This is a genomic window from Streptomyces sp. NPDC050617 (assembly GCF_040654795.1).
Taxonomy (GTDB): Bacteria; Actinomycetota; Actinomycetes; order Streptomycetales; family Streptomycetaceae; genus Streptomyces.
In genome coordinates this window covers 26,239-38,738 of sequence record NZ_JBFAIS010000026.1, presented here as the reverse complement: position 1 = coordinate 38,738, position 12,500 = coordinate 26,239, and the positions used below count along the sequence as shown (strand labels likewise).

11 protein-coding genes are annotated in these 12,500 nt (G+C 72.5%); 3 read left to right on the top strand and 8 right to left on the bottom strand.

What is annotated here, in order from left to right; all coding sequences use genetic code 11:
• Window positions 1–111: 111 nt before the first annotated feature.
• The 3 genes from AB0I49_RS28795 to AB0I49_RS28785 form a co-directional block, all read right to left on the bottom strand.
• The gene (locus tag AB0I49_RS28795; protein ID WP_363230033.1) at window positions 112–642 is read right to left on the bottom strand and encodes a hypothetical protein; all 531 of its coding nucleotides are present in this window, start codon (window positions 640–642) and stop codon (window positions 112–114) included.
• Between the two features lie 141 nt (window positions 643–783).
• Window positions 784–4,017: a helicase-related protein gene (locus tag AB0I49_RS28790; RefSeq protein ID WP_363230032.1), complete on the bottom strand. Its 3,234-nt coding sequence runs from the start codon at window positions 4,015–4,017 to the stop codon at window positions 784–786.
• A gap of 58 nt (window positions 4,018–4,075) precedes the next feature.
• Window positions 4,076–5,902 (bottom strand): DAK2 domain-containing protein, encoded by a 1,827-nt coding sequence (locus AB0I49_RS28785; protein WP_363230031.1) that lies wholly within the window; start codon window positions 5,900–5,902, stop codon window positions 4,076–4,078.
• Window positions 5,903–6,222: 320 nt separating this feature from the next.
• Between AB0I49_RS28785 and rpmB the strand changes: the two genes are divergently transcribed.
• On the top strand, window positions 6,223–6,408 hold the full coding sequence (rpmB, locus tag AB0I49_RS28780) for a 50S ribosomal protein L28 (protein ID WP_078645170.1): 186 nt from the start codon (window positions 6,223–6,225) through the stop codon (window positions 6,406–6,408).
• A gap of 165 nt (window positions 6,409–6,573) precedes the next feature.
• Here the strand turns inward: rpmB and thiD are convergent, their stop codons facing one another.
• Together thiD and AB0I49_RS28770 are read right to left on the bottom strand one after the other, a co-directional pair.
• Entirely contained in the window at window positions 6,574–7,374 is an 801-nt protein-coding gene (thiD, locus tag AB0I49_RS28775; protein ID WP_363230030.1) for a bifunctional hydroxymethylpyrimidine kinase/phosphomethylpyrimidine kinase, read from the bottom strand.
• A 142-nt stretch (window positions 7,375–7,516) separates the two neighbouring features.
• Window positions 7,517–8,488, bottom strand: a complete 972-nt coding sequence (locus tag AB0I49_RS28770; RefSeq protein ID WP_363230029.1) for a thiamine-phosphate kinase — start codon at window positions 8,486–8,488, stop codon at window positions 7,517–7,519.
• A 137-nt stretch (window positions 8,489–8,625) separates the two neighbouring features.
• On the opposite strand from AB0I49_RS28770, the gene AB0I49_RS28765 reads away from it, so the two are divergent.
• A complete protein-coding gene (locus AB0I49_RS28765) occupies window positions 8,626–8,859 on the top strand; it encodes an Lrp/AsnC ligand binding domain-containing protein (RefSeq protein ID WP_030884850.1) in 234 nt (77 codons plus the stop codon).
• Between the two features lie 20 nt (window positions 8,860–8,879).
• Window positions 8,880–9,377 (top strand): DUF3515 domain-containing protein, encoded by a 498-nt coding sequence (locus AB0I49_RS28760; RefSeq protein ID WP_363230028.1) that lies wholly within the window; start codon window positions 8,880–8,882, stop codon window positions 9,375–9,377.
• A 22-nt stretch (window positions 9,378–9,399) separates the two neighbouring features.
• Here AB0I49_RS28760 and AB0I49_RS28755 read toward each other — a convergent pair whose 3' ends face one another.
• From AB0I49_RS28755 to AB0I49_RS28745, 3 genes are read right to left on the bottom strand one after another with little or no spacing between them, the layout of a single operon-like run.
• Window positions 9,400–10,554: a D-alanine--D-alanine ligase family protein gene (locus AB0I49_RS28755; protein ID WP_363230027.1), complete on the bottom strand. Its 1,155-nt coding sequence runs from the start codon at window positions 10,552–10,554 to the stop codon at window positions 9,400–9,402.
• 34 nt (window positions 10,555–10,588) lie between these two features.
• Window positions 10,589–11,590 carry an NAD(P)H-dependent glycerol-3-phosphate dehydrogenase gene (locus tag AB0I49_RS28750; protein WP_363230026.1) on the bottom strand — a complete coding sequence of 334 codons (1,002 nt, stop codon included), beginning with the start codon at window positions 11,588–11,590 and terminating at the stop codon, window positions 10,589–10,591.
• Window positions 11,587–12,345, bottom strand: a complete 759-nt coding sequence (locus AB0I49_RS28745) for a lysophospholipid acyltransferase family protein (protein ID WP_363230025.1) — start codon at window positions 12,343–12,345, stop codon at window positions 11,587–11,589. The genes AB0I49_RS28750 and AB0I49_RS28745 overlap by 4 nt, the downstream gene beginning before the upstream one ends.
• Between the last annotated feature and the right edge of the window lie 155 nt (window positions 12,346–12,500).

Here is a 12,500-nt window from a genome sequence, read left to right as displayed (position 1 = left end):
GGCTCACCCTTCCGTTTCGACGTGCACACGCTGCCTGCTCATTATTGGCGCCGCCGCCGGATGCGGCCCGCCCGGCCCGCTCGGGACCGGGCGGGCCGGGCGGGGCAGGGGTCAGCCGGCGCCGGGGGCGTCACCGGGGGTCTCGCCCGCCCCGAGGAGCGCCGGCGAGGCGTAGCGCGACCAGGAGAGGCAGCCGTCGGGCGGGCAGTACTCGGGGCGGCGCGGGTCGTGGCCGAGCTCGCGGAGCTTCGTACGCACCGAGTCCGGCGTGCGTCCGAAGCGGGCGGCTATCCGGGCTATGGTCTCGCCGCCGTGGAAGCGGTGGGCGAGGTCCTCCTCGTGCTGGGGCACCCAGGGGGCGCCGTGGCCGGGGAACAGCTCGCGCAGCACGTCCCGGTCCGGGATCGGCTCGGCGACGTCGGCGACGAGCGCGAGGGCGCGCAGCGCGCGGTTGAGCGCGATGCGCAGCGGCGGGACTTCGGTCAGCGGCAGCGTCAGGGCGCCGGAGGCCAGCAGCGCCTCCGGGGCGTCCTCGTGCCAGCCGGTGAGGGTCAGGGTGACGGTGGCGTCGTCGTCGCTGGCGAGCTCGATCCGGAAGATCTTGTCGCCGAGCGGCAGCTCGTTGATATGGCGGAACGACATGAAAGCAGCCCCCAATGGCCCAACTCAGCCGATCCCGGAGCGGATCGGTTCGGACTGTGTCCATTCTCTCAGGGGGGTCTGACAATTCCTCTGCTCGTTCGGGCCCTCCGCGCCCTCACCCGACCGGGCGCGGGGAGGCCGTCATCCCTTGTCGAGGTACTGCTCCCGCTCGTCGTCGAGGAGGGCGTCCAACGCGGTGCGCAGCGCCGGGAGTCCGTCGAGTTCCGGGTCGGCGGTGACGACGGCGACGGCCTCCTCGCGGGCCGCCGCGATGACCTCCTCGTCGTCGATGACGGCGAGCATCCGCAGCGAGGAGCGGACGCCGGACTGCGCCTGCCCGAGCACGTCGCCCTCGCGCCGCTGTTCCAGGTCGATCCGGGAGAGCTCGAAGCCGTCGAGGGTGCCGGCGACGGCGTTGAGCCGCGCCCGCGCCGGGCTCGCCTCGCCCGCCTCGCTCACCAGTAGGCAGAGCCCCGCCGCCGAGCCGCGGCCCACCCGGCCGCGCAGCTGGTGGAGCTGGGAGACGCCGAACCGGTCGGCGTCCATGATCACCATGACCGTGGCGTTGGGGACGTTGACGCCGACCTCGATGACGGTCGTCGCGACGAGCACGTCCACCTCGCCCGCGGCGAAGCGGCGCATCACGTCGTCCTTCGCGTCCGGCTGCATCCGCCCGTGCAGCACCTCCACGCGCAGCCCGCCGAGCGCCCCCGCGGACAGCTGCTCGGCGATGTCGAGAACGGCGAGCGGCGGCCGGCGCTCACCGTCGGGCCCGCCGTCCTCCGCCGCCTCCTCCTTTTTCGTCCCCTTCTTCTCCTCCTCGTCGCCGATGCGCGGGCAGACCACGTACGCCTGGTGCCCGCCCTCGACCTCCTCGCGCACCCGCTCCCAGGCGCGCGCCAGGAAGTGCGGCTTGTCCTTGGCCGGCACCACATGGGTGGCGATCGGCGAGCGCCCGGCGGGGAGTTGGTCGAGCACGGACGTCTCCAGGTCGCCGAAGACGGTCATCGCGACGGTCCGCGGGATGGGCGTCGCCGTCATCACCAGCAGATGCGGCGGCCGGCTTCCTTTGGAGCGCAGCGCGTCCCGCTGCTCGACCCCGAACCGGTGCTGCTCGTCCACCACGACCAGCCCCAGATCGTGGAACCGCACCTTGTCCTCGATCAGCGCGTGCGTACCGATGACGATCCCCGCCTCGCCGGTCACCAGGTCCAGCAGCGCCTGCCGCCGCGCCGGCACCCCCATGGACCCGGTCAGCAGCACCACCTTCGTCCCCAGCTCGGCGCCGCCGAGCATCCCGCCCTCGGCCAGCTCCCCCATCATCTCCGTGATGGACCGGTGGTGCTGCTGCGCGAGCACCTCGGTCGGCGCGAGCATCGCGGCCTGCCCGCCCGCGTCCACGACCCCGAGCATGGCGCGCAGGGCCACCATCGTGTTGTGCGTCACCGTGAAGTGATCCGTCACGTAGGCGTGGCTCGGGTGCGCGACGCTGATGCACTGAACCGGCTTCCGGCCGACGTAGTCGACTTCCCGGATACCCCGTCGGAAGGTCTTGTACTTCGGGCGGGGACGTGTGCGGTTCACCTTTCTGCTCAGCCTGAAGGGCACATAGGCGTCGGGCAGCCCCACCGCGACGATGTAAGCGGCCTTCTTCGTGAAGACCCGCGCCCGGCCTCCGAGCGAACGCACGAGCCAGGCCACGTCATCCGCCAATCGGCGGGAGGCCGAGCAGAAGGAAACGTCCAGTCCGTCCGCCCCCACCGTGCCGTCCGTGTCCATGAGCCCCTGGAGCAGAGCGAGACGGTTCTTGACCGTCGTGTGCTTGTAAGCGCGGGGGATGAACTTCCCATGCGACGTCAGGCCCCACAGCCCGAGATCGCGCAGCTCTTGGATCACGGGATTTCGCCGCCCACCGCTCCTGGGCCCTGCCAGTCGGATGGTGTGGTCACACGTGGACCCGCTCACAGGTACGAGCGCGCAATCGGGGCTCACGGCCCCTCTCACCGCCTCCAGGATCTCCTCGTCGACACTGGACAGCCGCAGGTTGTGCCGGAACGAACCGTCCCCCAGGAGAAGACCGAAGAAATAGGGATCGAAGGCGAGGTCCGCCTCATCCTCAAGATCCACCGGTTCCGCCACGGGGAGATACCACTTGGACGATCCATTGGCTTCGCAGAGGTCCGACCGGATCTCACGTGTCGTCATCACTTTGGGTTCCTGGCCCCGGGACCAGGCACAACTGGTGCCTACGATCCACAGGTGCTCGTCGTCGCACTCCACCGTCGTTCCGTCGGACAGGGACATGCGCCACACGTCGCGCTCGCCCTGTGGGAAGACGCCGTCGATGACGGCGCGCTCCCCACTGGGCACCACGACTTCGTCGCCGACCGCCAGCTCTCCCATGGGCCGGAAACCTTGTGGAGTGAGCACCAGGGAATCAAGGGGCTGTGCTTTCCCGGATCCGACCTCCCCCTGGAGGAGCCGGTGCATCGGGTGGTCGGTGGCGAGGTCGTCGAAGATCTCGGCGGAGACCTTGCGCTGGCCTTCGGTGAGGGTGAAGGGGAGGCGGGCGTCGAAGGCGTCCAGGAGGCCGTCCTGTACGGGCCGCCGGGGTACGGCCGGGAGCTGGGCGTCGGCGTGGCGGCGGCGGGCCAGGGCGACTTGGAGGACGAACGCCTCGTCCCACTTGAGCCGGTCGCGGGCGAAGGCGATGTCCGCCTTGGTGCGCGGGCGGTGGACCTTGCGGAAGGCGTCGGGCAGCTCGGCCAGGCCCCGGTTCTCGCGCAGCGCCGCCGGCAGCGGGTCGGCGATGTGCTCCCAGTTCTCCGCCTCGAAGAGGTCCAGGAGGGTGGAAACGGCCTTGGTGAGCTTCCACGCCTGGAACTGCTTGCACGCCGGGTAGATCGGCACCATCTGGTTGGCGAAGGACTCGGCGGCCTCGCCGCCGCTCTCCCGGTCCAGGAGCTCGTAGTCGGGGTGCAGGAGCTGGCGGGTGCGGTTGAAGACGGAGACCTTGCCCGCGAACATGCCCCGGCGCCCCGGCAGCAGCTCCTTCTCGCGCGCGTACGCGCCCCTGCCGAAGAAGACCAAGGTCAGCGATCCGCTGCCGTCCGTCACCACCACCTCCAGGCGGACGCCCTTGCCGTGGTTGAAGGTCTTCATGGCCGCCTTGGCGACCTGGGCCACGACCGTGACGTGCTCGTCCAGCGGCAGGTCGGCGAGGCGGGTCAGCTCGCCCCGCTCCGCGTACCGCCGCGGGTAGTGGTGCAGCAGGTCGCCGGCCGTGTGCAGGCCGAGGTGGTCGGCCATCACCTTCGCGGTGTTGCCGCCGAGGATCTTCTTCAGTGGTTCATCGAGCGCGGGCACGCGGTCCATTGCACACCATGGGTGTGACAACGCCGCGCCACCGCCGCCGGAGCCGCCGCGGGCGGCGCTATTCGATGCCGATGAGCAGCGGTGCGGACTGCTGCTCGCCGCGGTAGACGACGGTGTCGACGGCGAGGTGGCCGTCGCGTACGTACCGCTCCAGGCGGTCCGCGACGGCGTTCGGCACCCCCGCGCCGAGCACCAGGGTGACCATTTCGCCGCCCGCGGCCAGCATCCGGTCCAGGACGGCCTCGGCGGTGGCGGCCAGTTCGGCGCCGATCACCGCGACGTCGCCGTCGATCAGGCCCAGGACGTCACCGGCCTGGCACACGCCGGCCATGGTCCAGGACTGCCGCTCGGCGACGGCGAGTTCCGCGTAGCGGGTGGCCCCGGCGGCGGACGTCATGGCGACGACGTCCTCGTCGAAGCGGCGGCCGGGCTCGTGCACGGCGAGCGCGGCGATGCCCTGCACGGCGGACCGGGTGGGGATCAGGGCGACCCGTACGCCCTCGGTGCGGGCCTGTTCGGCGGCAGCGGCGGCGGTGTGCCGCAGATCGGCGGCGTTGGGCAGGAGGACGACCTCGCGCGCGTGCGCGCGCCGGATCGCGTCGACGAGTTCGCCGCTGGCGGGCGGCTCCCCCGGCCGGGTCGCCACCACGGTGGCCCCGGCCTCCGCGCAGAGCCCGGCCAGCCCCTCGCCGGGCACCACGGCGACGACGGCCCGCGGGGCGCGCGGCCGGCGCTCCGGCGTCTCGGCGCGCTCCTCCGGGCGCCGCACGGCGCGCGCCTGCGCGGCCTCCGCCCCGAAGTGCGTGATCCGGATGCGGTGCGGCCGTCCCGCCTGGACGCCCGCCTCGACGGCCGCGCCCGCGTCGTCCACGTGGACGTGGACGTTCCACAGCCCGTCGCCGCCGACGACCACCAGGGAGTCGCCCAGCGCGTCGAGCCGGGCCCGCAGCGCCGTGACGGCGTCGTCGTCCGCCTCCAGGAGGTAGATCACCTCGAAGGCGGGCCCGTTCTCGGCCGGGTGCGGGCCGCCCCCCGGGCAGTCGCACACCGTCCGCGCTCCCCCGGCCGCCGGTATGCCCGCCGCGGGCCTACGGGCCTCCGGGCCACCCCCCGAGAGAGTCCGTACGAGCGCCTCCAGGACCGCGACCAGCCCGCGCCCGCCCGCGTCCACGACGCCGGCGCGGCGGAGGTCGGCGAGCTGGTCCGGGGTGGCGTCGAGCGCGGCGCGGGCCCCCAAGCAGGCCGCCCGCGCCACGTCGGCGCCGCTCCCCTCGGCCTTCCCGGCGGCGTCGGCGGCGGCCGCGGCGACGGTGAGCACGGTGCCCTCGACGGGGTGCGCGACGGCGGTGTACGCGGAGTCGGCGGCCTGCCGGAGCGCGCGCCGGAGCACGTCGCCCCCGTCACGCGTCCCGTCCGCCCCCACGCCGCCGTGAGCACCCCCCTGAGCGCTTCCGTCACGCGCCCCGTCCGCCTCAGCGCCCCCGTGAGCGCCCCTCCGAGCGCTTCCGTCACGCGTCCCGGCGGTCCGCACGCCCTCCTGAAGACCGCCGTCAGGGCCGTCCGCCGCCAGTACCTGCGCCATCCCCCGCAGCAGCTGCGCCAGGATCGTGCCGGAGTTGCCGCGCGCCCCGATGAGGGCGCCGTGCGCCATGGCCCGTACGGCGTCGGCCAGGGTGGGTACGGCCTCGGTGGCGGCGTGCCCGTCGAAGGCGGCGTCGACGGCGCGGGCGGCGGATTCGACGGTGAGGTACAGATTGGTGCCGGTGTCCCCGTCGGCGACCGGATAGACGTTGATCGCGTCGATCTCCTCGCGGGCCCGGCCGAGCTCGTCCAGCGCCAGAGCGCACCAGGTGCGTACCGCGGCGGCGTCCAGCGTGTGCGGCACCTGCGTCCTCCTCCTAGATCCACCGGCCGGATCCACCGGGCTCGCCGTACCGGGTCCGATACGCCCCGGTCAGCCGGGTGCGCACCGCCCGCGGGCGGCGGGCACAGGTCGGCACAGTAGTGCCGGGACGACGGGCCGCCCGGGGCGGGGGCCAGGGCCGCCATGGTAGTTTCGTTGTACGGGAGCGGTCGTTGTATGCTGCTCCGGTTGCCTGATGAGAATCAGGACATTCCCCCTGGCACCGCCGGTCGTCGATCCGTCGTCTGTTCCGGAGTGCCGGGAATTCACCGTAAGAGCATCTGAAGTCTTTGGAGTGACCCGTGGCTGCCAACTGCGACGTCTGCGGCAAGGGGCCGGGCTTCGGCAACGCTATTTCGCACTCGCACCGCCGTACCCCCCGCCGTTGGAACCCCAACATCCAGCGGGTGCGTGCAGTGGTCGGGAGCACGCCGAAGCGGCTCAACGTCTGCACCTCGTGCATCAAGGCCGGCAAGGTCTCGCGCTAGCGAGCGGTCCTCCCCGCACCAGCGGGGGTGAGCCGGTCTCGCACCGACGGTTACGTCGTGGCGCAGCCCCCTCCGGTTGCCTGAAAGGCCGGTCCGTCCCGTACGGACCGGCCTTTCGCATGCCCGCCTCCGGCGGTCTCACGCGCGTGCCCTGATCCGGCGGTCTCAGCGGGTGCGCCACCCGTGGTCCACCGGGCCGATCCCGCCGCCCAGCGGGAAGCCCGCGGCTATCGCCCCCGTGACGTACTCCTTCGCCCCGGCCACCGCCGCCGGGACCGTACGCCCCTTGGCCAGCTCCGAGGCGATGGCGCTGGCGAGCGTGCAGCCGGTGCCGTGGGTGTGCCGGTTGTCGAGCCGCGCGGACCGCAGCCAGTGCTCCTCGGAGCCGTCCGTGAGCAGGTCCACGGCGTCGCCCGCGAGGTGCCCGCCCTTGATGAGCGCCCAGGCGGGCCCGTAGCCGAGCACCGCGTCCGCCGCCCGCCGCAGATCGTCCTCGGCGGCCACCCGTACGCCCGTGAGCTGCGCCACCTCGTCCAGGTTGGGGGTGGCGACGGTGGCCGTGGGCAGCAGCTTCGTACGGACCGCGTCGAGCGCGGTGGCGGCGAGCAGCGCGTCGCCGTGCTTGGAGATGCCCACCGGATCGACGACCACGGGGGCGCCGACGTCCGTGAGCAGCGCGGCGACGGTCTCGACCAGTTCCGCCGAGGCGAGCATGCCGGTCTTGACCGCCTGCACCCCGATGTCGTCGACGACGCTGCGGAACTGCGCCCGTACGACCTCCGCGGGCAGCGGCCACGCGCCGTGCACACCGCGCGAGTTCTGCGCCGTGACGGCGGTGAGGACGCTCATGCCGTGCACGCCGAGCGCGAGCATCGTCTTGAGGTCGGCCTGGATGCCCGCGCCGCCGCCGGAGTCCGATCCGGCGACGGTGAGCACGCGCGGCGGGGTGGATGTCTCGCTTGCCATCTCGCTTGCCATACGGGCGAATCTACCGCCACCGCCACGGGCCGACCGGACCCGCCACCACCGCGGACCGCCCGGCCCGCCGCCTCCCCGGCCCGGCCGGTCCCGCCCGCCGCCGCTCCTCTACTCGTCCGTTAATCGTCCGTTACTCGTCCGTCTCCAGGTCGCCGAAGTGGTCCCAGCCGCCGGCCTTGTCCCAGGGCGCGCCGTCCACGGTCACCTGCGGCAGCGCGGACGGGTGGAGCACGTCGCCGATCACCTGCCAGCGCGCGGGCAGTTTCACGTCCGGCGGGAAGGTCGCCACGATCGCGTGGTCCTCTCCCCCGCCGAGCACCCAGTGCAGCGGGTCGACGCCGACGGCCTGCCCGATGTCGTGCATCTGGCTGGGCACGTCGATCGCGGCCGTATGCAGGTCGATCCGGACCTTGCTGGAGTCGGCGATGTGGCCGAGGTCGGCGATGAGGCCGTCGCTGACGTCGGTCATGGCGGTGGCGCCGAGCCCGGCGGCCGCGGGGCCCGCGTGGTACGGCGGTTCGGGCCTGCGGTGCGCCTCGACGAAGGCGCGCGGGGAGCGGAAGCCGCGGGAGAGCACCGCGTGCCCGGCGGCGGACCAGCCGAGCCAGCCGGTGACGGCGACGACGTCGCCGGGCTGGGCGCCGGAGCGGGTGACGGGTTCATGGTTGCGCAGGTCGCCCAGGGCGGTGATGGCCACGGTGATCGTCTCGCCGCGCACCACGTCGCCGCCGACCACGGCCGCTCCGGCGACCTGGCACTCGTCGCGGATGCCGTCCATCAGCTCGCTCGGCCAGGTGGCGGAGAGTTCGGCGGGGACGACGAGGCCGAGCAGGACGGCGGTGGGCACCGCGCCCATCGCGGCGATGTCCGCGAGGTTCTGCGCGGCCGCCTTACGGCCGACGTCGTAGGCGGTGGACCAGTCGCGGCGGAAGTGCCGTCCTTCCAGCAGCAGGTCCGTGCTGGCCACTACGCGCCGGTCGGGGGCCGCCACCACCGCCGCGTCGTCCCCCGGCCCGAGCCGTACCGCCGGGGTGGTGGTGAGCCGGGAAGTGAGCTCTCTGATGAGCCCGAATTCCCCCAACTCGCCCACGGTGCCCTTCATCCTGTTGCCCCTTCGCACTCGTGCTCCGCTGATCGCCGCGCCGCGCAGGCCGCGCGGGTCTCCCCGCGCCGTGCGGCGACGCGGTACCGTGGCGTCTCTTTCCCCCACATGATCCTCGTCGCCGCCCAGGAGGTTCCGTGGTACAGGCGTACATCCTGATCCAGACCGAGGTCGGCAAAGCGTCGACCGTGGCCGAAGTCATCGCGAAGATCGCCGGCGTGATACAGGCCGAGGACGTGACCGGTCCGTATGACGTGATCGTCCGCGCCCAGGCCGAGACCGTGGACGAACTCGGCCGCATGGTGGTCGCCAGAATCCAGCAAGTGGACGGCATCACCCGCACACTGACCTGCCCGGTGGTCCATATCTAGTCCCCCCGTATGCTCGGCCGGTGAGATTCTCCATCCGCCCGCGCGTCTGGCTGCCCTTCGTCGCCGTACTGGCCATCGCCGGCTGCTCGTCCTCGGACGGCGCCGCCGAGGTGAGCGCCCCCTCGCCGTCGGCGGCGGAGGCCGGGTACTGCCGGGCGTTGCACGCGAAGCTCCCCGGTGCCGTGAACGGAATGAAGCGGCGGACGACGGTGCCTGCCTCGGACTACACCGCGGCCTGGGGCGATCCGGCCATCGAACTGCGCTGCGGCGGGCCGCGGCCGAAGATCCTCACGCCCGGCAACGAACACTACAACCCCAGCGCGGACGCCATGGAGCTCAACGGCGTCTCATGGCTGCCCGAACGGCTCCCGGGCGGCGGCGTCCGCGCCACCACGACGCTGCGCAAGGCGTCCGTAGAGGTCGTCATCCCGGGTAAGTACACGGGCGAAGCCGGTGACGTGAGCGCGCTCACCGACTTCGCCGACGCCGTGCGGCGGACCGTGCCGACAGGCGTCTGAGCGCCGTCGGGACGGGCGTCCGTCAGCGCAGCCCCGTGGTGCGGCGCAGCGCGGCCTGTACGAGCAGGTCGACCAGTTCCGGGTAGCTGACGCCGCTCTCCTGCCACATCCGCGGGTACATCGAGATGGGCGTGAAGCCGGGCAGCGTGTTGATCTCGTTGATGACGAACTCGCCGTCCTCGCAGAGGAAGAAGTCCGCGCGCACCAGGCCCTCGCAGGACGCCGCGTCGAAGGCCCGTACGGCCAGTTCCCGGACCCGCTCGGTCTGCTCGGCGGTGAGCGGCGCGGGCACCAGGCCGGGGGCGGAGTCGATGTACTTGGCCTCGAAGTCGTAGAAGTCGTGGCTGGAGACCGGCGGGATCTCGGCGGGCACGCTCGCGCGCGGCCCGTCCTCGAACTCCAGCACCCCGCACTCGATCTCGCGGCCCCGCAGCAGCGCCTCCACGATGATCTTCGGGTCGTGGCGGCGGGCCTCCTCGATGGCCTCGTCGAGGCCGTCGAAGCCGTCCACCTTGGTGATGCCCATGGAGGAGCCGCCGCGGGCGGGCTTGATGAACAGCGGCCAGCCGTGCTCGCCGGCGAAGTCCGCGATCTTCCGGCGGGCGGCGTCGCGGTCGTTGTCCCACTCGCGCGGCCGGATCACCTCGTACGGGCCGACGGCCAGGCCGAAGGAGGTGAAGACGCGCTTCATGTACTCCTTGTCCTGTCCGACGGCGGAGGCGAGGACCCCGGAGCCGACGTAGGGCACCCCGGCGAGCTCCAGCAGCCCCTGGAGGGTGCCGTCCTCGCCGTACGGGCCGTGCAGCACGGGGAAGACGACGTCGACGTCGCCCAGCGCCTTGGGCACGGCGCCCGGTTCGGTGTAGACGATTTCCCGCGAGGTGGGGTCGGCGGAGAGCACCACGGCGCCGTCGGGGGACTCGGCGAGCTGCGCGACGGACGGCAGCTCGCGGCCGGTGATCGCCATGCGCTCGGGGTCGTCGGCGGTCAGCGCCCAACGGCCGTCCGTGGCAATGCCGATCGGCAGGACGTCGTACTTGGCGCGGTCGATGGCGCGCAGCACGGCTCCGGCGGTGACGACGGAGATCGCGTGCTCGGAGCTGCGGCCGCCGAAGACGACGGCGACACGCGGCTTCCGGCTCTGGTCAGGGCTCTGGGGAGGGTTGTCGCTGCTCATATCGGGTCGAGAGTACCTGTTGGCAGACCGCTCGTCAGTGTCGCTCGGCCTTGGCGGAGCGGGACATCAGCTCCTTGAGCGCGACGAGCGGCGGCTTGCCCTCGTGGACGATGCCGACGACCGTTTCGGTGATGGGCATGTCGACGTCGTGGCGGCGCGCCAGATCGAGCACGGACTCGCAGGACTTGACGCCCTCCGCGGTCTGTTTGGTGACCGCGATGGTCTCCTCCAGCGTCATGCCGCGGCCGAGGTTGGTGCCGAAGGTGTGGTTGCGGGAGAGCGGCGAGGAGCAGGTGGCGACGAGGTCGCCCATGCCCGCGAGGCCGGCGAAGGTGTGCGCGTCGGCGCCCATCGCCAGCCCCAGCCGGGTGGTTTCGGCGAGTCCGCGGGTGATGAGGGACGCCTTGGCGTTGTCGCCGAGGCCCATGCCGTCGGCGATGCCCACGGCGAGGGCGATGACGTTCTTGACCGCGCCGCCGAGTTCGCAGCCGACCACGTCGGTGTTGGTGTACGGGCGGAAGTACGGGGTGTGGCAGGCGGTCTGGAGCCGCTGGGCGACCGACTCGTCGGGGCAGGCGACGACGGCGGCGGCGGGCTGCCGGGCGGCGATCTCCTTGGCGAGGTTGGGGCCGGTGATCACCGCGACCCGCTCCGGGGCGGCCTCGCCGACCTCCTGGATGACCTCGCTCATCCGCTTGGCGGTGCCTAGCTCCACGCCCTTCATCAGGGAGACCAGGACGGTGTCGGGGGGCAGCAGCGGGGACCACTGGGAGAGGTTCTCGCGCAGCGTCTGGGAGGGCACGGCGAGGACGGCGAACTCCGCGTCGCGGGCGGCGACCGCGGGGTCGGTGGTGGCCCGCACGGCGTCGGGGAGGCGGACGCCGGGGAGGTAGTCGGGGTTGCTGCGGCCGGTGTTGACGGCCTCGACGACGTCGGCGCGGCGGCCCCACATCGTCACCTCGCAGCCCGCGTCGGCGAGCACCATGGCGAAGGCGGTGCCCCAGGATCCGGTGCCGTATACGGCGCAGCGCGTCACTCGTCGTTCTCCTTGCCATGCTGGGCCTTGCGGCGGGCTTCGGCGCGCGCCTGCTTGTGGTCGTACGGCTCCGCGGGCGCGGGCTCCTGGCGGAGCTCGGCGAGGAGTTCGGTGATGGCCGCCATGATGGTGTCGGTGGCCTGGCGCAGCACCTCGGCGGTCGGCTCCTGCCCGTAGTACTCGGAGAGGTCCACGGGCGGGCCGGCCAGCACCTTGAGCGTCTTGCGGGGGAAGAGCCGGAGCTTCTTCTCCTTGGCGTACGGCGGCATGGCCGCGTGGGCGCCCCATTGCGCCACGGGGATGACCGGCGCCTTGGTGAGCAGCGCGACGCGGGCGGCCCCGGTCTTGCCCTGCATGGGCCACAGCTTGGGGTCGCGGGTCAGCGTGCCCTCGGGGTAGAAGGCCACGCACTCGCCGCTCTCGATGGCGGCGACGGCGGCGCGGAAGGCTACGGCGGCATCGGTCGACTGGCGGTAGACCGGAATCTGGCCCGTGCCGCGCAGCAGGGTGCCCACGAAGGTCGTCTTGAAGAGCCCCGACTTGGCGAGGAAGCGCGGCACGCGGCCGGTGTTGTACTGGAAGTGCGCATAGGACAGCGGGTCCAGATACGAGTTGTGGTTGACGGCGGTGATAAAGCCGCCGTCCGCGGGAATGTGCTCCATTCCGCGCCAGTCCCGCTTGAACAGAACCACGAGCGGCGGTTTCGCCAACACCGCCGTAAGGCGATACCAGAAGCCGATTCTGTGGCGGGACACTCGGACACCCTTCTCTTTGGACCTGGGATGGAGCGGGTCTGCTGCGATCCCGTGGGCCGCACAAGTGTGGCCCCAGGTACCCGGTCTGTCGAGAACACGGTAACCCCGCGCCCTCCGGGCGACTGCGGCAGCGGGTGACAATGGGGCCGATGCGA

What these genes read in the sequence shown, in the direction of transcription:
- AB0I49_RS28795 (WP_363230033.1), bottom strand. Translation starts at nt 642, where the DNA reads ATGTCGTTCCGCCATATCAACGAGCTGCCGCTCGGCGACAAGATCTTC.
- AB0I49_RS28790 (WP_363230032.1), bottom strand. Translation starts at nt 4,017, where the DNA reads ATGGACCGCGTGCCCGCGCTCGATGAACCACTGAAGAAGATCCTCGGC.
- thiD (WP_363230030.1), bottom strand. Translation starts at nt 7,374, where the DNA reads ATGGCAAGCGAGACATCCACCCCGCCGCGCGTGCTCACCGTCGCCGGA.
- AB0I49_RS28770 (WP_363230029.1), bottom strand. Translation starts at nt 8,488, where the DNA reads ATGAAGGGCACCGTGGGCGAGTTGGGGGAATTCGGGCTCATCAGAGAG.
- AB0I49_RS28755 (WP_363230027.1), bottom strand. Translation starts at nt 10,554, where the DNA reads ATGAGCAGCGACAACCCTCCCCAGAGCCCTGACCAGAGCCGGAAGCCG.